The following is a 26756-nucleotide window of genomic DNA, read 5'->3' as shown; positions in this document are numbered from 1 at the left end:
CATCCCAGAGAGAAGTGTTGCCTGCATGAAACTTGGCGGAAGATAGATCGTCTCTTCTTTTTTTTTACCCGAATCATTTCCTTCCTTAGCAATTCCGGCGAGACTGTCGGGTGATGAGACATATCCTATCCCGCTTATGACAGTTGGAGGCTCGCTGAATGAGTTTCTGCCGCCTTGCGGGGATTGGTATTTTCGGTTAGTGCCTCGATTTACGGGAGACTCAACTGGAGGCGGAAATCCCTTTAAGCCCGTTCCTTCCAGACTCTTTTCGCCTGTGCCTTGAACAGATCCAGAAGTTTTACTGTTATTTTTTTCGAGCAGGGCGTAAAGCCGTTCCTCACGGGCCGCCATCTCTTTTCTTAAATCTTCAACGGCTCTGTTCTGCTTTTCATCGGCCTTTATCCCTTCTGCGTAAATCGATTTATTGAGGAGTAAAGGATCCAATGATAAGGTTCTGGTTTTTTCAGGAATACTTTTGCTAGCTTCAACATTCTCGGAAGACCTCCCCTGCCAGAGCAGGCCGACAAGAATTAGAAATATTCCTGTAAGCATTGCGAAGACAACCTTCTTCTTGGCTTCAGGTTTTAGTTTCGAGAAACTCTCAACCAGGAAATTCCCACTCTTATTTTCGCCGTCCATTAACGCTGAACTCTCTCTACGATGAATGCGCGGCCATGTTCGCCTTTTTTCAATGCATGCTGGTCAAGAGCGATCCCTAATGGTTTTACTGTGATATTTCTGTTTAGAAAATCCGATTCCTTAAGATTGACCACAAGATCGTCTTGAGCATTCCTTCTTATAGCGAAGCCGTATTCCTTCAGTTGCAGACCGGTTCCTTCGATTCGAATCACTCTGGTAAGAACCGTGTCCAGATCCCGGAATACCCGGACCTTTTCACCCTTTTTAACAATCTCCCAGCTCTCAGGTATGTTTTCCATCATAGTTTTCTTGATTATCTCTACGACGCTTTTCTCAAGAGGAATTCCGCTGAACGCTTTTATGTTCTCCTTCATCCCTTTCCCCTGCCCTTCACTTAAATAGATCGTCTGTGAAGGAATCTTTTTAGGATGCCCTATGAGGGTATATATTTCATTGGAGCATGAGACAAAGAACTCGGAAGGCTCTTTTGAGTATTTCCTTTTCCCATTTGAGGACAACACTCTGAACTTGATAAAGGCGTTCTGCTTTACTATCTTCACATCGATCCCGTTCCCTTTTTCAGATGAGAAGACAACATCAACAACATTTTCGTTGCAGACAACTCTGTTGTTATCGGTTGAAGACATGGAAACATGGGTGAAAATACCTGGCCTGACAAGAGTAATGCCATTATCAGGAGCCTCTATACCATCTTCTGCGGCAATCGAATATACGCTTTGGCAGATTACCAATGCAGTCACAAACAGAATTGAAGCGGATATTTTGTTTCTAGCCATTAACCGACTCCACCTTTTCTTCAAAACCGGTAATCCAAAACCGGCCCGATTCAATTACATATGAGAGGTAATAAGTTTTCTCCGCGTCTAATATCGATATCCCTTTGGCTGTTTGAAGTTTACGACCAGACAGGATTACCCTTGTTTTTTCCACCTCCATTTTCGTAATGTAGAAAACGGTATTTACATCAGATCCCTTAATCACTTCCAGCATGTTCAGGAAGTTGGTCTTCCCTTCCTCGAAATAACTCGGATGATACATAGCAAGCAACTCCTCGAATTGAGACTCTGCCGTAATAGGGCTATATGTCAGGGCAAGCGAACTCGCGTACCTTACAATCTGCTTCAGGTAAATCTCCGATGCCGTATCTCCAGATACTTCCATGGAAGGCCCGCTTGGCGGAACGAGGACTACTATCTGATGCCTGGCCGCATCTGTCGCAAAATATATCGCTAAAACCAAAGCTGTAGTCATTACTGCGACGCTGAACTTTAACAACCTGTTTTCAGCAAAGAGATTCGATTCTTTCTGCAGAAATACGTTTAACCAGCTCATCAATTATTCACTGAATATCTTTTCAAAATATTCCGGGTAACCTTTGATTTTCACAAGACCTGCAAACCAGAGACAGTGCTTCAGGAAACCTCTAGGGTATTTTCTCTTTGCTTTTGAATACACCCATGGAACAACAAACATAAGGATGAAGAATTTCCAACCGCATGTAATCGTCAGTACCAGACATATTAAAAAAATCGCAAATTCGTCAGATTCCAGCCACAGGACCTGTAATGGCGAATTCAGATATTGCGGGAATCGTTTTCGCTCCATTATTTAAATCAGCGCCCCAAGAGATCCTACTATTGAAGGAGCGCCGAGCAGTATTCCGCCGCCAATACCTGAGCCGATAGCTCCAAACACATCATTTTGTAGCGCCTTGAATCCTGCGTAACCGATCATTCCTGATGCAACTGAAAATCCAATCGCACCTTTGAGAAACTTGTTTACAGCCAGATCGTAAACGTCATAGGCAGGTGTGCCCGTAGCTGGCGCGGTTATCGCATACACATCCTGAACAGCCGGAATAAGCATTACAGCTACAAACGCTAAAAGGAAAAGTCCGAATGTTTCAGTTCTGTTCATGGCAATACTCCCTTTAAAATCATTCCTTTTCATCTAACAACTCCTTAATCCTGTTAATATTCGCTCCAACCACATGTTCCCCATTGATATAGAAATCAGGAGTTCCCCGAACCCCCATTGAAGCGGCTACCTGCAAATGACTATCAACTATTTTGGCAGCATCGGCCTCGCAACTTTTATCAATGCCGTAGCCAATTGAATCCAGATTCCCCTTGATCACATGGGTGTATGCCGCCGCCTGATCCTTTTCACATAGAATGTATGCAGCTTTTTTAGGTGCGTCAGGATGGATCGGCAAAGGCGACCAGAAAACGTACCTAGTAACATCGTTCCTTGCATCTAGAAATTCAGCCGCCTTCCTGCAGTAGGGGCAGTCAGGATCTGAAAACTCAACAACTATATTTTTACCGTTGCCGATTTTCATCGCCTTATCCAGCGGAAGGGTTTTCAATTTCTCGGCTGCCAGTTCTGCTTTGCGTTTCTCTGTTATGTTGTTTTCTTTGTCGTATATGGCCCCTTGAAATATCCAATCGGTCTTTTCGAAGTAATAAAAGATTTCAGGTCCCGCCACAACTTCGAAAAGTCCCGGTATCTCCATCGCCTTGATGCTGCTGAAAGAAATACCGAATTCTTTTTGTAGCTTTTCTTTTACCTTTGCATCTTTTGCATCCCCTTTAAGGCTGAATGCCTGGCTCCCAGTGGTTGCCAGCATGGAAACGACACACAAAATTCCCAGAACTGACTTAAACCTATTTCCCATCATCTTCTCCTATGCAATTAAAATCAGAAATCTCGGCGTATACCTCTACCCGCCTGTTTAACTCGACATCCTCAACTTTCCCTGTCAAAGGGAAGTTCGATCCGTTCCCTGAAAAACGATCTACACGGAAACCCTCGCTCCATAACATGTTTGATATTGATCTGGCACGTTCAATTGATAATTGACTGTTAAGAAGATTTTCTGAATATTCACATGCATGGCCCGTAACGGAAATATTTCTGATTGGATATCCATCCAGAACCTGGAAAGCCTTCAATAGAAGGTCTTTTTGTTCATTGATGGGATCTATTTCACCGGAAGGGAAGAAAATCTTTGCAACAAGCTTTCGCTCAAATGAACTGACTGGAGCTTCGCACATCCTGTTTTTGAAAGGTACCGTGATAACGGGTTCCAGTTCCGGCGATACCGGTGAAGGACATCTTTCACAGATAACATCCGTTGGGTACTGTCCATCTTGTACGGCAAGTAGATTTCCCTGGTATCGATATCGCACCTTTTGAAGAGTTGCCCATTTTCGATCTGGAACTTCGGGCAATCCAACTACTTCGATACCTGATCCGTCACAGGATGAATTGCTTTCGCCACAGGCGAACCCGCCCGATTCATCTTCATTGCATCCCCCGCACTCCCCGCACGCCTCTGCGGTATTGAGCGCGATACCAATTGATAAACCGGCAAATATCAGTAAAATCAGGTTTTTCTTCAAATTCTCCCCCTTTCCAGCATTCGATTACCTTCCATAACCTTAATGCGCAAAGGGGGTACCCTTTTTATGGGATTTCATAAGGTGAGAATGTATTTGCTTTTTACATGAGTTAATAAAAATTCGACGAGGTATGTCATTTCGTATAGAATCAATAAAATGATTTATCTTGTTATCGATTCTTCTGAAATTATATCTGGTACTCTTTTCAGTCCGTCTATTTTTAATGCCTTAAAAACTCTAACCCAAAACCAAGAAATAAAGATACACCTACCATATGTGGTGTATCGTGAAGTCACAACCTCCATTCAAAATTCCTGCCGGTCGACCATAAAAGATTTTCAAAAACTAGTAAAAAAGTCTGAAAATATTTTACGGTTATCCCCAAGCATTAAAAGAGAATTCGACTTGTGGGTAAATAATTCTAATAAAATATCTAATTATAACGATCAGAAATATGTAAAAGATTTTGATGACTTGATTGCAGAATTGAACATTACGGTATCTAAAACAAGTACCGCCTATGCGGATGATGTTATCGCGGCATATTTCAATGGCTCCCCTCCTTTTAAATCAATCAAAAATCGTGCTGATTTCCCCGATGCTTTTATTTGGTACTTTTTAGAAGAATTAAAAGGAAAAGTATATGGCGATCTAGTTTTTATCAGCAGAGATAAGCCTTTTAGAGAAATGGTTGATAATAACGGTGAGGGGACAATAATGGTATTCGATACCTTAAAGGCTTTCCTTGGTAATAAGAATTGCCAGGATATACTGAAGAAAATTGATGAGCTTCCTTACTATCAAAATATTTTGAATTTTCTTAAGCAGAATGATTCTATTTTAAATGATAAAGTCACCAACCTTTCTCTGTCTGAGTTAGCTTGGATGGAAATTCATAGCCCTCTTATTCCGAATGACAATAACGATGCGCTTATTTCTATGATACCGGATCCTATAAATATTGAAATTGATACCACCAATGCCAATTATTTCGGTAATGGTCTTTTAAGTATTCCGATAACTTTTGACATGCCAGAAACTTTGGTCGACTATACCCTGTTGAAATCCCAATTTTATACATTGAGTGATGAGAAAGTTGAAAAGATATCTGTAAGTGATGATCAAATGGAACACATAATTGAGGTACAAGAGTACTTTGATATAAATGTGGCTTCAGATATTTCTTTAAAAGTTGACATTGAAGAGGTAAAAAAACGTAAACCGAATGAAGCAAATATTCGAGATATTATAGAAAGAGCTGAATTGAAGTTTGAAGGTATTTTAGATCTAGACATAATTGGATAATCAATAAGAATTCACTTTAAATTGTACAACTAACCAAAATCGCCGAGGACGCCTTTGGCTGGCTTGGAAGGTGTCGTCCTCGGCACAGATTTGGCGAATACATCCAGGACGCTTTTACCGGCAGGGGAATCGAAATAGGCCCTGAGCGAAGCTTCCACTACTCTACCCCTGGCAGACTTCGGAAGAGAGTTCACTTTTTCAAGCAGACCCTCTTCCTGTAGCGTCACGATGAGCTTTTTCTTCTTCACCATTTATCACTTAAACTTCTTTGCCATAAACGCTTTACGGAAACCCCGCGCATTAGAAAATTCAGGATCGTCCGGGATATGCACGATGTTCCTGTACCTCTCCGGCAGAAACGCTTTCATATAATGCGCCCCGCCTCCCCCGATGAGCAGTACGCTCGACCTCTGCAACCTGTCTTCCCATCTTGATGTCAGCGTATTCAGTATCCCTTCCAGGTAGTCCTCAACGATCTCCTCGATCGAAACGGAAAAATCTTTCTCGGCGCCGTAGACTTTTATCTTCCCTTCCAAAAGTACCTGCTTCGCCTCCTGCTCCGACAGGTTCAGTCCCGTATCCGACTGGATCTTCTGCATGAGATCCTGTGCAATCCTCGATACGCCCGCACGTTCAAACATGGCTGACTCCCCCTTGATCGCAGATCCGCCGCTGAACGCCACAACATCTACCGTGTTGAACCCTATATCGACTACCAACCCATCCACGTCCGTGCCGGGTTTCTCATGCCCTTCGTCGTTAAGGCGATAATCGAGAAGTATCCCTACCCCTTGCGGGAAAACTTCTATATCGTCGAACCGGAAAGATTCTCCGTTGACCTCAAATCTCCTGAGAGCGGATACGAAGAAGTCCCGGTTCTGCTGGGTGTAATATGCGAGTGGAAGCCCGATAGCAAGGCTATCTGGGATACCGTTATCGGTTTCCTTCACGGAACCTTTGGCTTTTTTGGACCGCTCCTTGCGCGAAGCGTTTTGAGTATCTGCCGATTGCTTGCCAGACATTGCATCCTTCATGACTTTGTAGGCAAGGAGAGGGGCGTATTTTTTCAGGAAATCGAAACTACGCGTAGAGAGAGATTTTTCCAGAGCACCTTTGCCTACAAGGAAACTCTTCCCCTGGTAGAGGCACTCTTCGTTGCTACCGGCGTACTCTCCAAGTTCGACCGTCCCCGCTTTCGCATGGACCACAGCCGTAGGCATACTTATCTTTTCGCCGTTTTCGAAAACGGCCTTCACGTCTCCGAAACCAATATCCAGCCCAAATACTCGATTCATCTTTTCCTCCATAGATTGTTGCCTGAATACCGTCCTGAAACGGCCTTTCGGGCAATATTAATTAACCTTTCACCCCTCAATACGCTACGGGGGTACCCTTTTGGTTAATTAATTTGAAGAAAAGCAAGATATATAAGGTGCGATTTTGACTATGAGCGACGGGATATCGGGGCGGATAACCTTGCGAACGGCTTCTTCGTCGGCACGCCCGGATTTATCCGTCCAAGCGTGTTCCGCAGCCGCCCGAGGAGCACGACTTGGGCGTAGTTCTCCCGCTCAGGGGACGCGCCATCGGGGGCAATCTCCGGACCGTGGGCGTACTGATAGCCGAGCGTGCGGAAGTAATCCACGGTGGCCAGTTCGAGTGTATTTTCGTTCAGTGATCCCATGCTTTCGTCCCCGACCTACTCTAACCCTTCCAGCACGCGCCATACTTCTCGATAGATTCCTCCCTCGCTCTCACCGAGCGCCTTTCGCCACGCTGCTTCGTCCATCTCACGTAGACGGCTTCTTACATTAGTGATCGGTCCGCCAAGAAAGTCCCCCATGCTTCCCGCAAGTCGCACCGCCGCCGTTCTGGGTATACCGAGCAAGCGAAGGGCGATGGCTTTGTCGGAATTGACGCCGTAATAAACCCATGATGGAAGGTTTCTAAGCGTGCTCATCTCCTTTTCGGAAAGTCTGCCGCCTGTGATCGAAAGTAAGGCTCCAAGCCCCCATGCTGCGGTTTGCGTTAACCGACCAAACAAATTCTTACCACACTTTGTCATCGCCTGCATCACGTCGCCGTCGTCCCCCATAAAGTAACGGCTCGCAATATCAGGCACCGACGCACCATTTACCCATTCTTTGACGATTAACGCCAGTTTGTCACTGTCAGGTGCATGGCCGCCTGTTACCGCCTCCAGATTCTCTCGCAGTTCAGGGACTCGTAGTAACACACCCATCATGGCTTGTAGGTCGCTGTTCCCTTGGCTAAAAAGAGAATCCGCATTCCACGTACCCGATTCGATACCTGCCTGGCCCGCTGCACCCAGAACAGTTCGGATACTCTGAAGCGAAAATCCCGTACTGTCTACCAGCTTGATCGGCTGGCCCGGTTCTTGAAGATATAGCGTGTAGGCATGAATGCCTTCCAAAAGGCGATTGGCCAGCGCGGGAGACTCGGAGCGTAATTTTTCAAAGCCGAACGTATTCCGAAGCACCTGTTCAATCTCATCCGAGAACCCTTCCGGCTGCCCCATTTGCCGATAAGTGTGCGCCAAATACTGAACAAAGGTTGACCATTCTGGATCGCTGTAAACAATCGCCCCGAGATCACCTAATTTTTCACCTGCTTCCCGTGCCAATGAGATGAGTGCTGAGTTTAGTTCGCCCGATTGCTTTTGGACGAATCCCCGGAGTGCATCTGCCTTTGACGGATCGCCCGCCACTAATGCGACAACCCCAAGGCTTCCTTGCGAAATACGACCGGCTCGTCCCGCGATATTCCAGAAGTCTTCGGGCGGCATATCTTCGCCATAGGGATACTGATGCGAAGCCATCACAACGCCTGAGACCGGGAAATTAACACCTTGCGCTATTGTTGTTGTTGCGACAAGAAAGCGGAGCTCCTCTTCCTCAAACAACCATTCCATGAGCGCCCGTACTTCATCGGAGAGTCCAGCATGATGAACACCAACGCCATAAGCAATCAAATCAACTAGGGGGAAATCGGAGCCAAATTCCAATCTGAGGAATTCCTGGACCAACTCAATCTTTTGCGTCGGTGCCTTTCGGTTCGTTTCGATCTTGAGCTTCTTGGCAAGAGCCCACACCCAATCTGGTCTTTGATGCATAACAATTACAGGTCCGCGCTCCTGTAGCTTTTGTGCAGCAACGGCCGCCAACGAACCTTGATTGGAGACCATTCTGTAAGTGGACGCAATGCTTGCGTTTTTAGGAAGCACAAGTAACTCATCCACAACCAGAGTCTGCCGCGTAGTGTGAACAGTCTCCATGCGAAGCTGGTAGTCGTAACTGTGGCCGTTGATTGCGTCACCCTGTTCAGCCTGGATAATTCCAATTACCCGGTCATTGGGTTGCCAATCAAGGGCCAGGCTGATGTCCTCGGAATTCTGCCCTCCCAGCCAGCGTGCGACTTCACGCGCATTGTCGATAAACGGGGTAAGCAGTAGAAATTGCGCGCGCTGGCACTCGCTGTTGATCGTAGCGAGCAAAAGTTCCAGTTTCAGTCCTCGCCGCACACTTTGAATATTGTGCGCCTCATCGACAATCACCAGGGTCAACGGGCGACCTATTTCGGCCTCCCAGCCTTGGCGAAGCATGAGGTCCAACTTTTCGGGGGTTGTAACCAGGACCCGAAAGGCATTAGCCTGATCGCGTTGATGCAGTAGCTCCGCTTCAATGTTGTCTATTTCAAGTGCGGGGCTGACCTGCTCAACGATAATGTTGAGTGGTTCCAAGTCTCGGCGAAGTTGCCGCGCGATTTGATTCACCAATGTTCGTGTCGGAGCCAAATAAGCTACCCAGCCGCGCTCATGGTCGAATTGGTTCAGGGCCTGTAGCAATCGAAATTCGGCTATTAGCGTCTTTCCGCTGGAGGTGGGCAAGCTGACAACGACGGCTCGGCGACTTGAGCCAAGGAGGCCCTTTTCCGCCAAGGTCCGACGCTGCGGTGGGAGTACGTCGAAAATGGCTCGGTCGCCCCGGCCTCGATCAACAAGGTTGCGCACGAACTGCGTGACACGAGAGTTGACCGCTCGCGTAACGTTCCAGATCGAGTTTTCCGCCATTTGCGAAGCACTTGCTGCAAGAAGCCGACTCAGTGGTTCCAGGTCGATCATCTGCGCATGCTTGCAGACGGCCATAACACGGTCAAAATGCGTCTCAAGCAATTGGTGGATTTGGTATTTCTTATCCACTACACCATCGGTTATGTAGTGAGCGAAAATCTCAGCCGCCTTAGCCAAGTGGTAAAGCCCGATCAATTCCAAGGCGGTCGCCTTTGCATGAGCAGGTTCCCGTCCTTGGAGATGGGTTTGTTCAAAATCAGATTGAGCCCTACGCAAGCGGGCAATTCGCTCCAATACCGCGTCGCGGTCCGACCACCCATGTTTGCGAATGAGGCGTAGCCAGATGTCTATGACCGTCGCCCAGGTGCGTTTGCTCCAGTCTTCCGAATCTATCGGAAGATCGGGCCAAGGCGTCTCTCTCATCCACCGTGCGGCGTCAGAACCTTTGTCACCCAACACGGCGAGAGTTCCGGCGCGCAATAGAAACATTCCTGCGTCGAGCGATTCTTTCGGCGGCGGCAGGGCGCGAAGCAATCGGAATGCGTCGGCGGCGGCGAGCTTCAACTCTTTCTGTTTCTCTTCGTTGTCGGAAATATCTTCCATGACAAGATCGAGAACAACCATCTCCAACGCCTCGGCGGTACGCCGGATCAGTTCGTGATCCACCACGGACGGCACGTTGAGCAGCTCTTGAAACAGTTGCGCACGTCCGGCCTGTTTTAGGGCTTCCTGGCGTGTGCTGGCCAAGTTGTCAAACAGCCAATGGCTCATGACTCACCTCCCGCTACGCGAGAAGGAAGGTCAGAAATGGGGCATGGCAGGTATATTGCTATCAAACGGCACGTCGTCGGAGCTTGCAGTACTGATGTCAGGGTTTCACCCCGTGCCTTCAAATCCAGATCATTCGGCTGCGTGTCCCGGATTAGAACCCCAAAGAGTGAAATCGCCTTGTTTCCAGAATTCAAGAAAAGCCCTACTGCCGTATTGAAGGATGTCTCGTGTGTCGTGCCTTTGCAACGGGGCAAGAGCCATTTGAGCAGTTGACAAATCAGGGATAGGTTATTCGCCAGATTGTCAATCTGGTGGGTCATGCCACTCCTGCCGTTCATTACTCCGGGTGGTGTGTTTGCATCGGTAGATGTCTTGACTTCCCCAAGCGCAAGGCGCGCATTGTCGCCGTCGATCTCAAATCCGACTAGATCGGCTCCTTGAAGGCTTGCTTTGGGATTTCGCTTATCGCGCTCCATGTTCCAGGGCCAAGTGATTTCATGTTCGTGACTCAGGTAGGCTTCCGCCATGGCTTCGCCGACTGCCCAGTCTCGTTCTTCAGGGACTTCGGCCGCTAGAATGGCGTTGAGGCTGTCGCGAGCGAATCCGGTATTGGCCAATCCCCGCAGATGCGCTTCAAATTCGGCGTGGCCTTCTGTGTCGTGAAGCCGTGATGCGACATCGTTGGTCATAAATGTGTTGAAGCCGTTGCCGTCCACCATGCTTACGCCGCGCCAGGACACTTGTCCGTTCTGGCTTTCGTAGCTGACGGTAGCAAGGGCAGGCTCTGTCATGCCGCAACCTCTGTCTGATCGGCAATGCCGGTAAAACCATGGTCGGCACGGTTGAAGTAAATGTTATCCATTCAGCTTCCTTCGCCCCGTGGCTTTGAATCGCTCCGTCGAGCCTTTTGTCAGATTCTGTTCGTAACGACGGCGGTCCAAGACTTCCAAGAAGGCGATCTTATGACCAGCCATTCCGAAGCGAACGAGGTCGGTCAGTAAATCGGCTCTAGCCATTGTCGCCTCCGTTCGCACTCATTACGCCGTCTCCTTGCTTTATTGACAATCGATTGTACCTGACCATGCAACACCTCCATGATAAAACCTACCATAAGTGTTGCGCTGAAATCTTGAAACCGCCTTGCCCATTTAGGTATGATATATACCATAAATTAATCCTCCATCCCCTTAATAAGTACCATTTGCTGGCCATGCGTGTAATTGAGGACAGTGGCAAGATTCAGATTGGTCATGGCTCGGGACCAGATTTCAGGATGTGTGACCCTTAAACGCTCAAAGCGGCTGCCAGCACGTCCGTACAGACAGAACATGCAAACAGAGCGGGTTTCCCCCTCTTCGTATGTGCGAGGATACCGAATTTCCTTGGTTTTTAGATAGTTCCAGATATCTTCCGATCCCCAGAATGCCAAAGGATTTAGAACAGTCTGCTTTGACATCCACCCAGCGCAATCTCTTCGCAATCGATCTCCTCTCTCCCCTATTCTGCGGCCAGCCAGTTCACCCCACCCTGTTTCCCGCTGATATTTTCTCAACACCCCCGACTTCAGGAAGTAACAACACTGATCCGAAATTTTAAACGGCGCATTCAAAAGATAATTCCAGGCAACCGGCAAATTCCCCGGCTTCCCCTCACGGATCCTCTTTACGTTCCTCGATACCCTGCCGCTCACAACCGGATAACCATACTCCTCCACAATCTCCTTAAAACTCTTCTCCGGCTTCAGCCAAACAACATCTGGAACCGTCTTCACATACTCGACCACTTCGGGATACTCGATCCCTGTATCTACAAATACAGCAGGAATACCTGGATAAATCGATCTCACCATATGCAAAAGGACCGTAGAGTATTTGCCGCCAGAGAAGGATATAAAAACCTCTCCCTGCCAATGCTGATACCACCTCTTAATCCTGTTTACCGAAAGGAGTATTTTGTTATCAAAGTTAAGTGACTGTAACTTGCTCACGCTACCTTCTCCATAAACCTATCTGGTTCCTGTTCATCGCAGGCAGCGGCTTCCCCCCGTACCACAACCTTAAAAGCTCTTCCGCATTCTTAATCCCGCGCATGTCGTAATAACTTTTTTTCAATTTGTAGTACTCGGCAAAGACCTTCTCGAACCGCCTGTACGTTGCTGGCCAGCGTTTCCTGTGTTTATCCAGAATCCCCGGCCTGCATATGAACGGACATATCACGCAACCCAACCGTGCAAACCCTTCGTCATAAAGCTTCGGATACGCCAGACCTTTCGACCGGATATAACTCCAGACATCTTCTTCGGTAAAATTGAATATCGGCGCGTAGAGAAACTGGCCTTCCATCTGTGTAATCCTTGCACGCCCAGCCCTCATACGGCTTTCATCGGACCGTATGCCGGTGACAATATGTTTTGTTCCGTATGCCCTTTTATTCCCTTTGTGTTTCAGCTTTTCACAACACCACCGCTTGGCAACGGTAGGGATACCTTTCTGCATCGATAGCTGAAAAAAATTCTTTTTCGGATATAACCAGATCACCTCTGGATAATTCAACTTTATAAAACGGGCGAGCTCCGGGGGATCTATCGTCGTGACATTGTAAAAAGCCCTATGCTTTACCCCTGACAGAAGCACCAATGAATAAAGGACTATGCTGTCCTTGCCGCCACTGAACTTTACAGCGTAGCCTTCGGCAGGCTCCTGCATACGCAGAAATTCTATCGCTTCCGCAGGTTTATCTTCGCCCAAAAGCGAAAGTTGCTTACGCATAAGAACCCCGCCAACAGCATGCAGAGCTGAACTTTCCCTTTTCCGGCAACCTTAGCCATTCATGGCCCATAAAATATCTTATTTTTATTTTACTCCACCGGTTTTTAGCCATTCTCCCGTCCTTTTACCTGTCTCTTTAGCCATTTTCATGTGGTGATTCCACGCTCTTTTTCTTAACTGGCGTATACGCAGTATCGAGATATGCTCCACCGGAATTTTATAATTCCTGTTCAACTCCTCTACAATCTCATTAATCATTATCCGCTTCGATTTTCCGTCTGTTAATGCGTTCAAGTAGCGTTGGTATACATAACTTTCCCATTTGTTCAGCTCGGCCTTCCTGGCCATCATCTGGCGCTTTTTAACTGAGTATCCTGACAGTTCAAGCTTGATGAACCACTCCTTCCCCCAGAACGCTGAAAGGAATTCAATCTTTCGCTCACTCTCCGCGTCAAGTGGTTCACCTATCAAACCCATCTCCTTTAGCCGGATCAAAAGCTTTTGAGGAAGTCCATATATCTCGCTTACTTCCTTAAATGTCATTTCCCCGCGCCAAAGTTATTTTTAATTAACCTTCCCTCTTCTTTTAATACCCCATCATTATTTTTCATCTGTAATACCTGTCCAGGGAATTCCCTTATCAGCAGTTGATCCGGTATAGGCTCTTTCCTCGACATCTGTTTCATGAACACAGGGACGTTTGCATCCTTGCACTGCTTTTGTACTGAATAAGCCCATTCCCATCGCATATATCTTGCATTAGGGCCAGATTCCCCGCCGATGATCACCCATACTTTTTGACCGCGTTCCAGAAAATCGGCAGGCAGTATCAACGGTCCCAATGCAGGTTCATAACTGATGAACAATATCTTTGCCGAAATATGTTTTAAGTGTTGCCATCGCTTATTGAACATCTCCTGATTTTCGACAGTCGCGCCAAGCCATACGTTTGGGAATGGAAGCTCTATAATTCCATGATGTAAACCGCCTGAGATTTTCATTATCTCTGCGCCTATGGAATGTTCACGATTATCTGTGACTACATCCAAATACCGCCTCATCCTTTCAGGACGTTTTGTGAGCACCTGAAACGTATGCCAGGATGCAAGGCCCATCATGGCGAATGCTTTATCAAGAAATTCATCAGGAACATCTTCATGAAATATATCCCCCATTGAACAGAGAAAGATCTTTCTCGACTTTTTCCAATGTAGCGGTTGCTCCAATCTGCCGGGATGTAAGGTGACCTTGAATGGATCGTCTTTCGGATAACCTCCACTACCATGAAAGCGATTCGCAATCGCCTTTGCATAACAGTTATCGCATCCGAGCGATACTTTCGTGCAACCCGATACAATATTCAACGTGCTATCGGTCCATGCAATTTTTGATTTGCTTGCCATATAATCCCCTATGAACAACGAATACTTTCTAGCAACTCACGCCTTTCTGCGGATCTGGCTACACGCTGAAAACCTCGGCGCTTGAGCATCTTCACCCTGTGTTGGGATTTCTTGCCAAGCTCTCCTGCCACCTGCCCTTTAGTCGTGGATCCGCCCAGATAACACTCCCAGACTTCACGCTCCTTTTGCGTCATGATGTCCAACATTTTTTTAATAACGTCTTTGTCAATATCCTGCGAAGGCTTTATCTCTTCTGGCGGGATCGGATTCATCGATACCTTGAAAGCATGTCCCTTGAAGCGGACCCAGAAGAACTGCTCAAACTTCTTTCCCGGCCCGCCGATTTCCATAAGCGTTTCGTATGCGATTAAATACGCCTGACTTAAGTAATCCTCGATGTCATACGCTGTATAAACTTGGTACCTCTTTGATACGGACGCAATCATTGAACGGCGCTCATCAACCCAGCTGATTGCTGCATCCCACATCGCTTTACTGCAATTTTTTTTCAACGCTAGATTCATGACTATGTCCCCTTATCATGTTCTTCAAGAATTCTTTTTAATCCCTGACAGTTTTCATAACTCATTTCAAAATCGAATTTGAACGAGTCCCTATCCTTTCCAGGTTCCATTTCTGAATGTATTTTTAAGCACTTTTCTCTTAATTCGTTCATTTTCTCTACTGCTTTGTTATTTTTGGTTTCCTCAATTTTTTTTGGATCCTGTTTTTCAGCTTCCAGTCGACTTGCTATTTCCGTGAAATTCTTCTGCAATCTCGACGGCGAAAGCGTCACCTTTCGCCAGAAGCTGTCTTTTATCGCAAAATTGATCACTTCGAGCATACGTTCATGGGTTCTGTTTTCCGATTCCCGCATCTGACGCATATCCTCGATCCACATCGAAAAATCTTTCCCGGATAAATCTTCTTTTGTGAATTCCTTTACATGCTTTGCCAACGTTAACGCCAGCTCTGCATCACGGTTTGTTTTGGATAACCATTCCAGTTCCTGATAATCAAACTTGCTACGAACCTGCTTTTTATAACTTCTTCCACCTACTGCAATTTTTCTCTCTCTTACGTTTACGTCCTGCTCTTCAACAAAACTCCCAAGTATCCCGGTTAACGCATGATTTTCCCCTTTTAGAGAGAGTCCTTTCCTCTCCTTTCCTTTCCTTTCCTTTCCTACCGACGGTTGGCGACATCTACGTTGACCTGTTGTTAAAGGGGGGTTAACAGGGGGTTTACCCCCCGTTAACGGGGGTGGGAAGTCAGTATGAATACCTTCGTCTTTATGCCCGTTTCCCCTATTATTTCCAGTAGTTACCGTCTTTAAAGGGGGTTGCGTGCCGTTATCAATTAATTTAACTAAGCCATCCGTTGGTTGACCTTGATTTTCAGACGTTTTAACGGGGTCATGACCCCTTGCGACCCCGTCACGACGGGTCACGACGGTATCCTCACCCCCCATGACCCCCCTTTGACGGGGGGTTAACGTAGGGTTAACGGGGGGTTGAACACCGTTAACAGTATTATAAGTATCATTATTTCCGCTACTTAGCTTTAATTGGACAATATTCGATAAGCCGTTGTCCGCATCGTCATTTTGACCATTACTGACGGGGGTCGGACGGGGGTCAGACGTTCCGCTGACGGGGGTCACGACCCCGTCAACTCGCTTTTCGGCTACCTTTTCGCCGAAACCTTCCGGCCAGGTCATACCCGCTTCATCAGGTGTACGATCACCCTTGCGCCCATGACAACGCTTGCATGAGGTGACAATGTTCTTCTTTGTGAGCGATCCGCTTTTCATTGCCGGTATTACAAGATCAATACAGATCTTGCGCGGTTCGCTCTTCATGTCCAGGCCGCAATACTTGCATTCAAATGAATCGCGGCCATATATCTCGCGTCTCAGGTTCTGATCGATTTTGAGAGAATCAACAACTTCCTCCACAAGCCCTTCCATTGAAGGTATACGGCTTGATGGTTCGTATTTCCCCGGGATCTCTTCAGACAGAAAGTTATTTATCTGAATATATCCAGTATCGTTAACCTTGTACCTCGTTATATAAGGTTGACCGAACCGGTTATTGTATTCACTTAAATATTTCAGGAACTCATCCGCGTCCGCTTCATCGTATGGCAATATCATTGCCTTAAGCATTCTCGGCCTGTCTTCCAGCCTCCCCTTCCGGTCCGCTGCGCCTTTTAGGCCAAGATAAAAGATCCGGCAAAGCGCAGGCATGTCAGCCAAATTCTCGTCGAAGAAGTACTCCGGCTTTACACTACGAATTCGTAATACCATTGCAAACCCCCTTTATACTTTCTAGCGCTTAACCTTTTTCTCGTGATGGTTCATGGTCTGTTAGTAAGTTTTCCGCACTATATGGATAATTCTGGAAAATGGTTCGCCGGAACGATCAGCCCTGACGGCCTTTGCTCCCAACCCGGCTCTATCTCCTCAGTGCGTGATAGATCGCCGGAATCGTCTTCGTCTACGCAGAAGGTACAGATACCAAGACCTGCATCACTGTTTACAATTTCCCATTCGCACGTTTCGCCAACATCGTTTATGCAGGCTTGCTCATCAGTGCAACCGCACCTAATGCACTTTACGTTTCCACTTTCCCTTTCTTTGATTCCCATTGGACCCCCTTGTTAAAAACCTGATTACTTTTGCTGGATTAATTTTCAACGCATGACTTTTTAATATTTCGAACAGCTGGTTTTTGGCAATCTCTGAACCTGGATTAACCGAATTGATTTTTAATATCTCTTCAGGGAAATATATCCGCAATCCCCTGAATACAACATGCGGTTTATTAAACTGGCCGACCGCTCGGCTCATCTCTTTTTCCATCTCATTTATGAAATCCCTGGTCTTCTTTATAGTTCTCCCGCATTCCGAAATGACTTCATCTACTTCCTTTAAACTGACTTTCTTTCTCAAACATCGATAACCTTTATTCCGATTTCTAATTACATAAGTGTTTTGTAATTAACCTTTAACAGCCCATCCCTATACAAAAGTTGTATTGGTACCGCTGACTCAATCCATTTCCTTTTGAAGGGGGTGGAGACGGGGGCATCCAGAACCCCCGTCTCCTTGCGTAATGAGAGGAGAGTGTTTCAATAAGTCCAACTGTTAAAGATCTTTCAGCTGATGCCGTGCCAGCGTTACCCGGCACGGCCTTCAGCTTTTTAGGGAGGGATCCAATCGCTGCCCAATTTAATATTTTCTTAATTTTGCGCGGGGGTATACGTCGAGTTTTAAGAATTTCCCCCGCGCATTTCTTAAAAAGTATCCGTACGGTTTTGAGGATGCCCCCCGGATACATGAGGCCTTTTATAACGGCGGACGGGATTGCTGTTACGGACCTGTCGTTAACATTTCCGTTCCCGCCCGCCAACGATCTCACGGTTAGTGACTTTAATACTGACTCGGAATGCAGATTGATATTCGCCATATCTGTGCAATATGTGGTAAAATCCCTCACTGGATGTAATACGTCCGCCATTGTTATAACTTTTTTAACGGAAGTGCCTCGGCAAAGGCTCTTATCCAGTGAGGGAATACTTATTAATTGCTCGAATTTTTGCGGGATATCTTTCAGCAGAAAAATCAGGAGGGGGCTCGTGTTCCGCCATGGGTTCTCGTTGCTGACAAGTAGGCCCGTAGTCTCTACAGGCAATCCACTCGCCCCAGCTCCCTTTTTTTCTCTTGATAAACAAGACCTACATATCAGCATAGGGATATATTTACTAAGAATTCCTATCGATGTCAAATAATTTATTAGTTATTTTTAGTGGTTTTGGTCATCGATTACGTGCATGGCGAGAGAATCTTAATCTATCTCAAAGTAAAGTAGCTGAATTAATAGGGGTTTCTGGACCTACTATTCATGAAGCTGAAAAAGGTTCAAATGTCGGTGTAAAGTTAATAATTGGAATAGCTAGTAAATGGCCAAACGATATCTACTACCTTCTGACTGGCAAACACCCGGAAACTATCCAGGCAACTACCGAAGAACGCAACCTGCTGGAAACCTATAGAAATGCCGACGACAACACAAAAACCATCGTAGATCTCGCTTTGAAAATTAGAAAATCTTCTTTACCAAAAGGTAAACTGAAGTAGTATTATACCGGCATAATTTCTCTTACCAGTCATTTGGAGGTTTTACAGTTATGTTTAGATTCGTGCCATTTTTACTCTTTTGTTTGCCCCTATTTGCCCCTTCTATTGCACTAGCGGATGAAAATGCTTTTTATGTAAAGGGTGTAGCGGCTTTCTATAAACGTGATTATAAAAATGCTCTACAAAATTTTACTATCGCCTCTAGTCAAGGAGACAAAAGCTCTCAGTGCTTATTAGGTGTTATGTATGCTGAGGGGGTTGGAGTTGCTCAAGACTACGAAGTAGCATTCCGCTTGCATAGCAAAGTTGCGGAAGAATGCATATTTGCACAATATTCTCTTGGTTTTATGTATTCCAATGGCAAGGGGGGGGTCTCACAGGACTATAAAGAAGCCCTCAAATGGTATCGAAAGGGTGCTGAAAGAGGGCACTCAGAGTCTCAACTCGAATTGGCTTTAATGTATGTAAGGGGTGATGGAGTCATTAAAGATAATAAAGAGGCCATGAAGTGGTTTTTAAAATCTGCTGAGCAAGGAAATGATGTAGCACAGAATGAAAGTGGCATGAAATACGCCATGGGACAGGGGGTTGTTCAGGATAATATTCAAGCACATATGTGGTTTACCATTGCCGCATTAAATGGAAATGCGAATGGTAAAGATAACATAAATGTTATCGAAAAACGGATGAGTCAGGCACAGATTTCAGAGTCTCAAAAACTTACTAAAAAATGGATAGAAACTCATAAATGAAACAAAAATATCTGAATTGCCGATCTTATTTTTTGGAGGTAACAGTATGATTTCCGGACCAACACGGACGGATGGACTGAGAACCTATTTTGGAAACAAATCAGACTATGTGAGAAATTTTTTCGAAAAGGTTCCAGTTCTGATCGATAGTTCATTAGGCATTGATATCGTATTAGCTTATGTGTTTTTTAGGCTGGAATATGGACAAAGGTTAATTTTGTATTCAGGAGTTCGTAAATTACATAAAACAAACTCAGAGCTCACGTGGGATGCAATTGAGACTCATGACTTAAAACGCAAGGATTTTATGAACCTTTTTAAAATTATTTATGGTTTTCCTATTAAAAAATATGCAAAAGACGATTTAAAAATCGCAGAAAAATTCAGAGACTACCTTATGCATGGAAAAGATATCAAGACTACCCAAATGATTGAAGCAATAGGTAGGGTACTTGACTATAGCAGCAAGATAAACGAACAAGTAGATCAGAAATGCGGATTCAAGCCCTTTAGTAATCTTAGGGGTCTAACCGGCGCTGGTAAATCTTTAGATAAATCAACAAGCAGATGGGTGTTAAAGGGGATGGGATTCAATTTAGATTAAATGTATTTTTCAAGCATGCAAATATATTTGAAATACTCTGTAATGTAACACCGATGTTATCTTGTTCTTTATGTTAACTCAGGTATTTTCATTACCTTTTAACCCAAGAATTCTCAAAACTATTTCCCGCAACTCAAGATCTTTAAGTCTCAGGAACCTTTCAAACACCCGAACCGAAATAACAAATTCCCTGACGGCATCAAGACTCGACATCATTAATCTCCATATTTTATACTGACCCAATGAATATCTTTTATCCTTCGGATAATTCCTTGTATTCCTACACTGTATTATTTTTTACACTATTCTTCGTATAATCCAATCTACTACCAGAAGCATTCTTTTACACAACTTGTTACAAATCATTTTCAATAATTTCGTGCAAATCTAAATCTGTAGCAGTTCTGTAATTATTTCTTGCTCTCACCATTTTCTTATGCTCTAATTACGGTGCTGTTACGGACCTGTCCCAAAATGAGGACGGGCAGAATGATCTTTGAAAATAAAATATTCAACGATGCTACCCTTCATTGCAATGATTTCATTTCAATTCTCCCTACTCTGTCAAAATGACCACAATCGCGAAAAGATTCTACAGTGTGAAGGAAGCCTCCATCTATACTGGTATTCCGACCGGCACTTTGTACGACTGGGCAGGTATTATAATTCCAGCGATAAAGATTGCAGGACACGGGAAAGGTAAAAAATGTAAGATTCTTTTCGATATGAAAGACCTCGACAATTTTTTAGTGTCAAAAAGGATTGCAGACAAGCGAAAACCCGATTTAAAAAAGAAAGCGCAAGATCTCGTTGGAATGCTATAACTGGCATTTGATTTAATTGCGTTATATTTTTATCATATTAGGCAGTTATGTATAAAAAACCAGGCGGCTCAACTTACCATATTACGATCAGGTACCAAGGTAAGTTTAAAAAAATAAATCTAGGAACATCTTCAAAACGTGAAGCCGAAAAAATTGCGATAAGAATAAAAGCCCAGATTGCGGAAGGCAAGTTTTTTGGATTTTCAAAAGGTGCTAACAAAACATTTTCAGATCTTGCAAGAGAATATCTGAAAGATTACTCCACTAAAAAATCCCACAAGTCACAGCTTCGCGACGAAGGGATCTTTAAAAACCATCTCCTCCCTTTTTTTGGTGACTTTATTCTAAGGTTTATTGAGCCAAGCGATATTCAAAAATATAAAATCAACCGTAGCAAAATTGCTGGATCCCTTGACACCGTTAATAAGGAATTGACACTATTAAAAACGTGCCTGAATGTTGCCTTAAAAGAGCTTGAGTGGATAGAAAAAAATCCCGCTGAAGCAGTTAAAAAGAACAAGCCTGGGAAAAGCAGAATACGTTTTTTAGAAGAATGGGAGATCCAGGCACTTTATGAGGCATCTCCTGAATGGCTTAAAAATCTTATTATCGGTGCACGCCATTCCGGGCTTCGACGCGGGAATCTTCTCGAACTGAAATGGTCACAGGTGAATCTGTTTAAACGCTGGATACTCATCGGAAAAACAAAAAATGGTGAACCGCTGGGTATCCCCATTTTCGACGAATTTCACGATATTCTGCTCAAACTTTCCAAGCTTAAGCATATTCGTTCTGATTACATTTTTGCAGAGCCGGATGGGAAGAAGATACACGAAAGCAAACTTAGAAAGGCGTGGTTAACCGCTTTGGATCGAACTTCGAAACCTCCTATCGTAAGTAAATCTCCAAACAATACAGGAATTGAAAATCTTAGATGGCATGATCTAAGACACGATTTTGCATCCCGACTAGTTCAAGCCGGTGTTGACCTTTACGTCGTGAAGGAATTACTTGGCCATAAAGATATAAAAGAGACTCAAAAGTACGCTCACCTTGCTCCAAGCAATCTGATGAATGCCGTCGAGATAATGAGAAATCTGCCGATCGGGAAAAACAGTGCCCCGCATGTGCCCCATATCGAAAATCCGAAAGGCTAAATCCCTTTGTATTCAATCAGTTACATTAATATAATCCGCCCTCTCACGGCGGTAACACGGGTTCGATTCCCGTTGGGACTACCAAATATTCTTATCTCTTTCTCAACTGCGGTGGGATATCAGTATCTTAATAAATAAGCACGGGGAATCGAATGTGAGCTTGCGGCGCGAGTGAATAGCAAGCGAATCGCGGCTAATGGCGCGGCAACAGGACGTTGACGCGAGAGGAGCCAATTCCCGTTGGGACTACCAATAAACTTACAACAACCCCACTTTTCATGGTGACCTTCATTATTGCGTGCGAACTGGAAAGACATCACACTTTCAAATACGGCAGGAGTGTTCCATCTTTTTCAAGATAACCGTAACCCTACTGTTTAAATCTGGGATAAAATCTCGTTAGGGATATTATGAAGATTGCAGTAGTTTACAACCGTGACAGCAAAAGTGTAATAAACCTTTTTGGCACGCCCAACCGCGAAAAGTATGGCCTTAAAGCGATAAAAAGAATTCTCGACTCCCTTAAAAAAGGGGGGCATCAGGCAATTGCTGTTGAAGGGGATAAAGATCTCATAAAACAGCTGGAAAACTTCATGCCCAGGGCGCTAAAAGGCGAACGGCCAGGAATGGTTTTCAACCTTTCTTACGGGATACAGGGGCAGGCGAGATACACTCATGTGCCAGGGATCCTCGAGATGGTCGGCGTTCCCTACATTGGATCAGGCCCTCTTTCACACTCTCTTTGCCTCGATAAAGTTGTCGCCAAAATGATTTTCAGGCAACATGGATTGCCTACCCCCGATTTTGCCGTTCTTGACGATCCCGATTTCGAAGATCCCCCTCTCGAATATCCGATTATCGTAAAACCCAAAAACGAAGCTGTCTCATTGGGGCTTCGCATCGTTTACAACAAGGAAGAGCTCCGCGAGGCCGCTGGTAAAATATTCGAGATGTTCAATCAACCTGTTCTCGCGGAGGCGTACATCGACGGTATTGAAATTAACGTTGGCCTCCTGGGGAACATGCCAACAGAGGCGTTCGTCCCCGCCGAAATTGTGTTCGAGGGTGGAGGACCGGCGATATATACATGGGAAGACAAAACTCACAGATCCGACAGAACCGTAAGACCTCGATGCCCAGCGCGCATATCCGAAGAAACCGCGCTAAAGGCAAAGGAGCTCGCCCTGAAGGCATTCAAGGCGTTGAACTGCGCCGATTGCGCTAGAGTGGATATGCGTATCGACTCATCTGGGAACATTTATATACTTGAGATAAACAGTCTTCCCAGCCTGGGAGAGAACGGCTCATTTGTCGCCGCCGCCGCGAATATGGGGCTTGATTTCGACGCGCTGGTAAACAGACTCGTGGAAGTAGCAAGCGCAAGATACTTCGGAACTCCAAATCCACCCCCATTTGAAACAACGAAGGAGTCGATAGGTACCGGCGCTTTCAATTACCTTACGGAACGCCGCGACCAAATTGAAAAATCCCTGCAGGAATGGACGAACCTTCCAAGCAGGACATCAGAACCTGTCGAGATTCAAAACATCGCCAACAAACTTGACGAATTCTTTAATCAGATTGCGATGTCGCAGGTTCCCAGGTTTACGAACAACAATTCTGTTTGGACCTGGGAGACAAAAAAAGGTATGGAAAAAGGCGTCCTTATCGTTGGACATCTAGACGTGCCGATAGACGAATCAGCCCCTCGCCAGATGTTCAGGAAAGATCCTGAACTACTTTACGGCGAGGGGATCGGGATTTCCCGCGCTCCGCTGGTATCAATGATGTACGCTTTACGCTCCCTTCGCAGTCTAAAGGTACTTAGAAACGTCCCGCTTGGAGTTCTTTATTACGCGGATGAGGGGGAAGACTACCGCTATAGCAGAGATATCATAAGAAAGGCGATGAGCGAGGCAAATAAAATAATTGTTCTTCGCCCCGGAACGCCTGACTGCAAGATAATCACGAACAGGAGAGGGCAGAAAAATTTCCGTCTTGTGATAGAAGGAAAAAAACGGAGGCTTGGTCAGAGCTTGAAACAGCCGGAGCCTCTCAACTGGCTTATGACAAAAATGAAAGATATCTTTCCGCTGACATCCAAGAAGAATCGCACCGCGGTTTCCATAATCGACATCAAGCTAGATGCGTTTCCGATGTTGCTCCCACACCGAGTTACCGCTCTTTTGCAGATATCATACCCGGATGAAGAACATGCCCAGTCTCTTGAAAAGGAGATTTTTTCCATTCTAGGCAAAACCGATCTCAAATGGAAACTTGAGATGATCGCAGAAAGGCCTCCTATGCTGAAAAGAAAACAGACCGATGTTCTGGCTAAAGAGTTTGTGGATATCGCCTCCCAGTGGGAAATTCCGCTGGAACTTGATTCTTCCGTCTGGCCCTCAGTGGCGGGTCTGGCACCAAAAGATAAAGGGGTTTTGTGCGGGATCGGACCGGTGGCGCAGGATCTTTATACAACGCAGGAATCGGTTCAGCGTATTAGCCTTGTGCAAAGAACATTACTCTTAACAGAATTCCTCGCCACGGAATTAAAAAAAATATGAATTTATGACCCTGAAATCTCATTACGTTGGCGACACGGAAGAGTTTGAACTGAATAATTCCGGCATCCCGAAACCGCAGAGAATATCCGCTTCCCCTCGCGGCATGGTGTCTTCCGCGCATTACCTGGCAACCAAGGCGGGGGTCGAAATGCTTAAAAAAGGGGGGAACGCGGTTGATGCCGCTGTCGCAACCGCCTACGCGCTGGGGGTCTGCGAGCCTCACGCGTCCGGTCTGGGCGGACAGACCATGATCCTCATTTACAACAGCAAGACAGGAAAAACAGTCGCGCTTGACGGTTCGTCGCGCGCACCTCATAGAATTATACCTGGCACTTTTTCCAAATCGGAATTGATTACCGGTTTCCGTGCTTCTACCGTGCCAAGCACCCCTGCTGTTCTTGAATATGTCCAAAAAAGGTACGGCGAACTCCCGCACGAATATGTTTTCCAGCCCGCCATTTCACTAGCCATAGACGGATACCCGATATCCCCTCTACAGCATGCACTGACAAAAAGGGAGATAAAAAATCTAAGGAAAGGATCGGCTGGCGCCCTCTTCTTAAGGAACGGCCAGAAAGCATATCCTGCGGGGCATATTTTCAAACAACCTGAACTTGCCACAGCGCTGAAAAGACTTTCAAAGCATGGTTCAAAGACCTTTTACCGCGGGAAGATAGCCCGTTCGATAGCGAATGACATGATAAAACATGGGGGATTTATCCGAAGGGATGATCTGGCTCAAATCCCGCTCCCTATTGAAAGAAAGCCTATATCAACCAAATTTGGAGCGATGCGCGTTATCACATTTCCGCCTCCCGGCGCCGGGAGAGTGCTGATAGAAATGCTCAATCTCTTTTCACATCTTCCGGCAAAATTCCGAGACCTGGACAAACCCGAAGGAGCCTTGGCTCTTGCCGAGGTTATAAGACAGTGCAACATCGACCGGAATGACCGGCCGAGAAATCCCGATTTCTTCCCCCAGGTCGTTCAGGAAAAGATGTTAAGCGTGGAATACGCTGAAAAGGTTTCAAAAAATATCTATAAAGGCATACGCACAAGCGGCGAAACAACGCACCTCTCCGTAATGGACAAAAATGGAAATGTAGTTTCGTTAACGCAGTCAATAGAAAGGGTCTACGGGTCTTGCGAAATTTCCTCTGAATACGGTTTTCTATTCAACAACTACATGAGCGCGTTTGAATACGACGATATCGGCCATCCATACTACCTGCGACCAAACGCAGTTCCATGGGCAAGCGTGGCGCCAACAATTATCTTCAAAGGAAAACGCCCGTGGGTATCTATCGGTTCTCCCGGAAGTGAACGCATAGCCTCCTCCATTCTTCAGGTGCTGCTTCGCATGGAGAACCGCTCCCCCCTTGAGGCGGTAAGCGCGCCTCGCATGCACTGCTCAATAGATAAAAATGTTTCGCTTGAATCTTCCCGGATAAGAGATGACGTAATTTCCGCTCTTAAAAAACATGGATATACCGTCATAGAGAAAGAGCCGTACTCCTTTTACCTTGGGTGTGTGCAGATGGTATTGCGTGAAGGAAAGAATTTTATCGGTGTTGCCGATCCTAGACGGGACGGCTCCGCCTGCGGGCCGGAATCTTGAAACTGCCTCTGATATTATCCCTTCCTCATGCAGGAACATCCGTTCCAAAGGAGGTAATGGAATACAACCTGCTCACTCACGAACAAATTGTCGAAGACGGCGACGAAGGGGCAGATGAAATTTTCAACTTCAATGACACTGTTGAATCATATGTTACGACAGATATTGCCCGGGCATTTATAGATATCAACAGGGCTCCGGACGATATAAGGGACGACGGAGTGGTAAAAACGAAAACCTGCATGAATGCTCCCATATACAACGCTCCTCTTCCGGAAATGCTGATCAACAAAGTGATCGCAAAATACCATACCCCATACCATGAACGCCTGACCGCACTATCGCGTAACGTTGCCGCCGGAATCGACTGCCACACAATGTTCGCAACCAGCCCGCCGAATTCAGCCGTCCCTGGCATTCCACGACCTCATATCTGTCTTGGTAACGGAGATGGAACCTGCCCTGTTAATTGGATCGAGGAAATGGCAAACTGTTTCAGGAAACAATTTGGCGAAACAAATGTTCTAATCAACGATCCTTTTTCAGGCGGGTACATTATCAGGAAACACTTTTCAGAAATACCCTGGATACAGATAGAGGTTTCGCGCGGACAATTCATGACCAATGCAGAAAAGCGGAGAAAGGTATTTTCAGCTATAGAGTCTTGGGTTCGAAGTATTCAATAATATCCGAAT

The 26756-nt window shown here is 45.7% G+C and carries 29 protein-coding genes and 1 tRNA gene; 10 read left to right on the top strand and 20 right to left on the bottom strand.

What is annotated here, in order from left to right; all coding sequences use genetic code 11:
• From OEY64_03725 to OEY64_03695, 7 genes are all read right to left on the bottom strand, one after another.
• Nucleotides 1–639, bottom strand: a 639-nt coding sequence (locus OEY64_03725; GenBank protein MDH5542055.1) for a hypothetical protein, incomplete at its 3' end; no start/stop codon positions are given.
• Entirely contained in the window at nucleotides 639–1436 is a 798-nt protein-coding gene (locus tag OEY64_03720) for a type-F conjugative transfer system secretin TraK (protein MDH5542054.1), read from the bottom strand. The genes OEY64_03725 and OEY64_03720, both read right to left, overlap by 1 nt.
• On the bottom strand, nucleotides 1429–1992 hold the full coding sequence (locus OEY64_03715) for a type IV conjugative transfer system protein TraE (GenBank protein MDH5542053.1): 564 nt from the start codon (nucleotides 1990–1992) through the stop codon (nucleotides 1429–1431). Before OEY64_03715 ends, OEY64_03720 begins: the two co-directional genes overlap by 8 nt.
• A 3-nt stretch (nucleotides 1993–1995) precedes the next feature.
• On the bottom strand, nucleotides 1996–2265 hold the full coding sequence (locus OEY64_03710) for a type IV conjugative transfer system protein TraL (GenBank protein ID MDH5542052.1): 270 nt from the start codon (nucleotides 2263–2265) through the stop codon (nucleotides 1996–1998).
• A gap of 3 nt (nucleotides 2266–2268) precedes the next feature.
• Nucleotides 2269–2610: a hypothetical protein gene (locus OEY64_03705; GenBank protein ID MDH5542051.1), complete on the bottom strand. Its 342-nt coding sequence runs from the start codon at nucleotides 2608–2610 to the stop codon at nucleotides 2269–2271.
• Entirely contained in the window at nucleotides 2597–3340 is a 744-nt protein-coding gene (locus OEY64_03700) for a DsbC family protein (GenBank protein ID MDH5542050.1), read from the bottom strand. The genes OEY64_03705 and OEY64_03700 overlap by 14 nt, the downstream gene beginning before the upstream one ends.
• Nucleotides 3327–4064, bottom strand: a complete 738-nt coding sequence (locus tag OEY64_03695) for an OmpA family protein (GenBank protein MDH5542049.1) — start codon at nucleotides 4062–4064, stop codon at nucleotides 3327–3329. The genes OEY64_03700 and OEY64_03695 overlap by 14 nt, the downstream gene beginning before the upstream one ends.
• 156 nt (nucleotides 4065–4220) lie before the next feature.
• Here OEY64_03695 and OEY64_03690 point away from each other — a divergent pair, with 156 nt between their 5' ends.
• Entirely contained in the window at nucleotides 4221–5369 is a 1149-nt protein-coding gene (locus tag OEY64_03690; protein ID MDH5542048.1) for a PIN domain-containing protein, read from the top strand.
• Between the two features lie 29 nt (nucleotides 5370–5398).
• Here OEY64_03690 and OEY64_03685 read toward each other — a convergent pair whose 3' ends face one another.
• The 13 genes from OEY64_03685 to OEY64_03625 form a co-directional block, all read right to left on the bottom strand.
• On the bottom strand, nucleotides 5399–5620 hold the full coding sequence (locus OEY64_03685; GenBank protein MDH5542047.1) for a hypothetical protein: 222 nt from the start codon (nucleotides 5618–5620) through the stop codon (nucleotides 5399–5401).
• A 3-nt stretch (nucleotides 5621–5623) separates the two neighbouring features.
• Nucleotides 5624–6664 (bottom strand): ParM/StbA family protein, encoded by a 1041-nt coding sequence (locus tag OEY64_03680; GenBank protein MDH5542046.1) that lies wholly within the window; start codon nucleotides 6662–6664, stop codon nucleotides 5624–5626.
• Nucleotides 6665–6813: 149 nt separating this feature from the next.
• Nucleotides 6814–7053, bottom strand: coding sequence for a type I restriction endonuclease (locus OEY64_03675; protein MDH5542045.1), 240 nt, complete (start codon nucleotides 7051–7053; stop codon nucleotides 6814–6816).
• 15 nt (nucleotides 7054–7068) lie between these two features.
• Nucleotides 7069–10230, bottom strand: a complete 3162-nt coding sequence (locus tag OEY64_03670) for a DEAD/DEAH box helicase (protein MDH5542044.1) — start codon at nucleotides 10228–10230, stop codon at nucleotides 7069–7071.
• On the bottom strand, nucleotides 10227–11021 hold the full coding sequence (locus OEY64_03665; protein MDH5542043.1) for a hypothetical protein: 795 nt from the start codon (nucleotides 11019–11021) through the stop codon (nucleotides 10227–10229). The genes OEY64_03670 and OEY64_03665 overlap by 4 nt, the downstream gene beginning before the upstream one ends.
• Nucleotides 11022–11084: 63 nt before the next feature.
• Nucleotides 11085–11246 (bottom strand): hypothetical protein, encoded by a 162-nt coding sequence (locus OEY64_03660; GenBank protein MDH5542042.1) that lies wholly within the window; start codon nucleotides 11244–11246, stop codon nucleotides 11085–11087.
• 155 nt (nucleotides 11247–11401) lie between these two features.
• The gene (locus tag OEY64_03655) at nucleotides 11402–12217 is read right to left on the bottom strand and encodes a phosphoadenosine phosphosulfate reductase family protein (GenBank protein MDH5542041.1); all 816 of its coding nucleotides are present in this window, start codon (nucleotides 12215–12217) and stop codon (nucleotides 11402–11404) included.
• A 1-nt stretch (nucleotide 12218) separates the two neighbouring features.
• Nucleotides 12219–12998, bottom strand: coding sequence for a phosphoadenosine phosphosulfate reductase family protein (locus OEY64_03650; GenBank protein ID MDH5542040.1), 780 nt, complete (start codon nucleotides 12996–12998; stop codon nucleotides 12219–12221).
• A gap of 84 nt (nucleotides 12999–13082) precedes the next feature.
• Nucleotides 13083–13541: a hypothetical protein gene (locus tag OEY64_03645; protein ID MDH5542039.1), complete on the bottom strand. Its 459-nt coding sequence runs from the start codon at nucleotides 13539–13541 to the stop codon at nucleotides 13083–13085.
• On the bottom strand, nucleotides 13538–14401 hold the full coding sequence (locus OEY64_03640) for a phage Gp37/Gp68 family protein (GenBank protein ID MDH5542038.1): 864 nt from the start codon (nucleotides 14399–14401) through the stop codon (nucleotides 13538–13540). Before OEY64_03640 ends, OEY64_03645 begins: the two co-directional genes overlap by 4 nt.
• Before the next feature lie 8 nt (nucleotides 14402–14409).
• A complete protein-coding gene (locus OEY64_03635; GenBank protein ID MDH5542037.1) occupies nucleotides 14410–14889 on the bottom strand; it encodes a hypothetical protein in 480 nt (159 codons plus the stop codon).
• A gap of 38 nt (nucleotides 14890–14927) precedes the next feature.
• Nucleotides 14928–16709 (bottom strand): HNH endonuclease, encoded by a 1782-nt coding sequence (locus tag OEY64_03630; GenBank protein ID MDH5542036.1) that lies wholly within the window; start codon nucleotides 16707–16709, stop codon nucleotides 14928–14930.
• A gap of 77 nt (nucleotides 16710–16786) precedes the next feature.
• Nucleotides 16787–17050, bottom strand: a complete 264-nt coding sequence (locus OEY64_03625) for a hypothetical protein (GenBank protein ID MDH5542035.1) — start codon at nucleotides 17048–17050, stop codon at nucleotides 16787–16789.
• A 1132-nt stretch (nucleotides 17051–18182) separates the two neighbouring features.
• Between OEY64_03625 and OEY64_03620 the strand changes: the two genes are divergently transcribed.
• The 9 genes from OEY64_03620 (at nucleotide 18183) to OEY64_03580 (ending at nucleotide 26747) form a co-directional block, all read left to right on the top strand.
• Nucleotides 18183–18542 carry a transcriptional regulator gene (locus OEY64_03620; GenBank protein MDH5542034.1) on the top strand — a complete coding sequence of 120 codons (360 nt, stop codon included), beginning with the start codon at nucleotides 18183–18185 and terminating at the stop codon, nucleotides 18540–18542.
• 50 nt (nucleotides 18543–18592) lie between these two features.
• Nucleotides 18593–19294, top strand: a complete 702-nt coding sequence (locus tag OEY64_03615) for a sel1 repeat family protein (GenBank protein MDH5542033.1) — start codon at nucleotides 18593–18595, stop codon at nucleotides 19292–19294.
• A 46-nt stretch (nucleotides 19295–19340) separates the two neighbouring features.
• Nucleotides 19341–19898, top strand: a complete 558-nt coding sequence (locus tag OEY64_03610; GenBank protein MDH5542032.1) for a hypothetical protein — start codon at nucleotides 19341–19343, stop codon at nucleotides 19896–19898.
• 599 nt (nucleotides 19899–20497) lie between these two features.
• A complete protein-coding gene (locus tag OEY64_03605; GenBank protein MDH5542031.1) occupies nucleotides 20498–20722 on the top strand; it encodes a hypothetical protein in 225 nt (74 codons plus the stop codon).
• A gap of 47 nt (nucleotides 20723–20769) precedes the next feature.
• Entirely contained in the window at nucleotides 20770–21879 is a 1110-nt protein-coding gene (locus OEY64_03600) for a site-specific integrase (GenBank protein MDH5542030.1), read from the top strand.
• A gap of 8 nt (nucleotides 21880–21887) precedes the next feature.
• Nucleotides 21888–21963, top strand: a tRNA-Glu gene (locus OEY64_03595).
• A gap of 326 nt (nucleotides 21964–22289) precedes the next feature.
• Nucleotides 22290–24443, top strand: coding sequence for an ATP-grasp domain-containing protein (locus tag OEY64_03590; GenBank protein ID MDH5542029.1), 2154 nt, complete (start codon nucleotides 22290–22292; stop codon nucleotides 24441–24443).
• Nucleotides 24444–24447: 4 nt separating this feature from the next.
• The gene (locus OEY64_03585) at nucleotides 24448–26061 is read left to right on the top strand and encodes a gamma-glutamyltransferase family protein (protein MDH5542028.1); all 1614 of its coding nucleotides are present in this window, start codon (nucleotides 24448–24450) and stop codon (nucleotides 26059–26061) included.
• A complete protein-coding gene (locus OEY64_03580) occupies nucleotides 26058–26747 on the top strand; it encodes an N-formylglutamate amidohydrolase (protein MDH5542027.1) in 690 nt (229 codons plus the stop codon). The genes OEY64_03585 and OEY64_03580 overlap by 4 nt, the downstream gene beginning before the upstream one ends.
• The last annotated feature ends 9 nt before the right edge of the window (nucleotides 26748–26756 follow it).

The organism is Nitrospinota bacterium (genome assembly GCA_029881495.1).
Lineage (GTDB): Bacteria > Nitrospinota_A > UBA7883 > JACRGQ01 > JACRGQ01 > JAOUMJ01.
Note: the sequence above shows the minus strand (reverse complement) of the source record. Positions and strands in the feature narration are given on the sequence as shown.

Coding starts and splice junctions, on each gene's coding strand:
- OEY64_03615 (MDH5542033.1), top strand. CDS start 18,593: ATGTTTAGATTCGTGCCATTTTTACTCTTTTGTTTGCCCCTATTTGCC.
- OEY64_03630 (MDH5542036.1), bottom strand. CDS start 16,709: ATGGTATTACGAATTCGTAGTGTAAAGCCGGAGTACTTCTTCGACGAG.
- OEY64_03640 (MDH5542038.1), bottom strand. CDS start 14,401: ATGGCAAGCAAATCAAAAATTGCATGGACCGATAGCACGTTGAATATT.
- OEY64_03710 (MDH5542052.1), bottom strand. CDS start 2,265: ATGGAGCGAAAACGATTCCCGCAATATCTGAATTCGCCATTACAGGTC.
- OEY64_03590 (MDH5542029.1), top strand. CDS start 22,290: ATGAAGATTGCAGTAGTTTACAACCGTGACAGCAAAAGTGTAATAAAC.
- OEY64_03685 (MDH5542047.1), bottom strand. CDS start 5,620: ATGGTGAAGAAGAAAAAGCTCATCGTGACGCTACAGGAAGAGGGTCTG.
- OEY64_03675 (MDH5542045.1), bottom strand. CDS start 7,053: ATGGGATCACTGAACGAAAATACACTCGAACTGGCCACCGTGGATTAC.
- OEY64_03715 (MDH5542053.1), bottom strand. CDS start 1,992: ATGAGCTGGTTAAACGTATTTCTGCAGAAAGAATCGAATCTCTTTGCT.
- OEY64_03625 (MDH5542035.1), bottom strand. CDS start 17,050: ATGGGAATCAAAGAAAGGGAAAGTGGAAACGTAAAGTGCATTAGGTGC.
- OEY64_03670 (MDH5542044.1), bottom strand. CDS start 10,230: ATGAGCCATTGGCTGTTTGACAACTTGGCCAGCACACGCCAGGAAGCC.
- OEY64_03720 (MDH5542054.1), bottom strand. CDS start 1,436: ATGGCTAGAAACAAAATATCCGCTTCAATTCTGTTTGTGACTGCATTG.
- OEY64_03620 (MDH5542034.1), top strand. CDS start 18,183: ATGTCAAATAATTTATTAGTTATTTTTAGTGGTTTTGGTCATCGATTA.
- OEY64_03660 (MDH5542042.1), bottom strand. CDS start 11,246: ATGGCTAGAGCCGATTTACTGACCGACCTCGTTCGCTTCGGAATGGCT.
- OEY64_03665 (MDH5542043.1), bottom strand. CDS start 11,021: ATGACAGAGCCTGCCCTTGCTACCGTCAGCTACGAAAGCCAGAACGGA.
- OEY64_03700 (MDH5542050.1), bottom strand. CDS start 3,340: ATGATGGGAAATAGGTTTAAGTCAGTTCTGGGAATTTTGTGTGTCGTT.
- OEY64_03650 (MDH5542040.1), bottom strand. CDS start 12,998: ATGCGTAAGCAACTTTCGCTTTTGGGCGAAGATAAACCTGCGGAAGCG.
- OEY64_03705 (MDH5542051.1), bottom strand. CDS start 2,610: ATGAAAAGGAATGATTTTAAAGGGAGTATTGCCATGAACAGAACTGAA.
- OEY64_03585 (MDH5542028.1), top strand. CDS start 24,448: ATGACCCTGAAATCTCATTACGTTGGCGACACGGAAGAGTTTGAACTG.
- OEY64_03645 (MDH5542039.1), bottom strand. CDS start 13,541: ATGACATTTAAGGAAGTAAGCGAGATATATGGACTTCCTCAAAAGCTT.
- OEY64_03600 (MDH5542030.1), top strand. CDS start 20,770: ATGTATAAAAAACCAGGCGGCTCAACTTACCATATTACGATCAGGTAC.
- OEY64_03635 (MDH5542037.1), bottom strand. CDS start 14,889: ATGTGGGATGCAGCAATCAGCTGGGTTGATGAGCGCCGTTCAATGATT.
- OEY64_03690 (MDH5542048.1), top strand. CDS start 4,221: ATGATTTATCTTGTTATCGATTCTTCTGAAATTATATCTGGTACTCTT.
- OEY64_03610 (MDH5542032.1), top strand. CDS start 19,341: ATGATTTCCGGACCAACACGGACGGATGGACTGAGAACCTATTTTGGA.
- OEY64_03680 (MDH5542046.1), bottom strand. CDS start 6,664: ATGAATCGAGTATTTGGGCTGGATATTGGTTTCGGAGACGTGAAGGCC.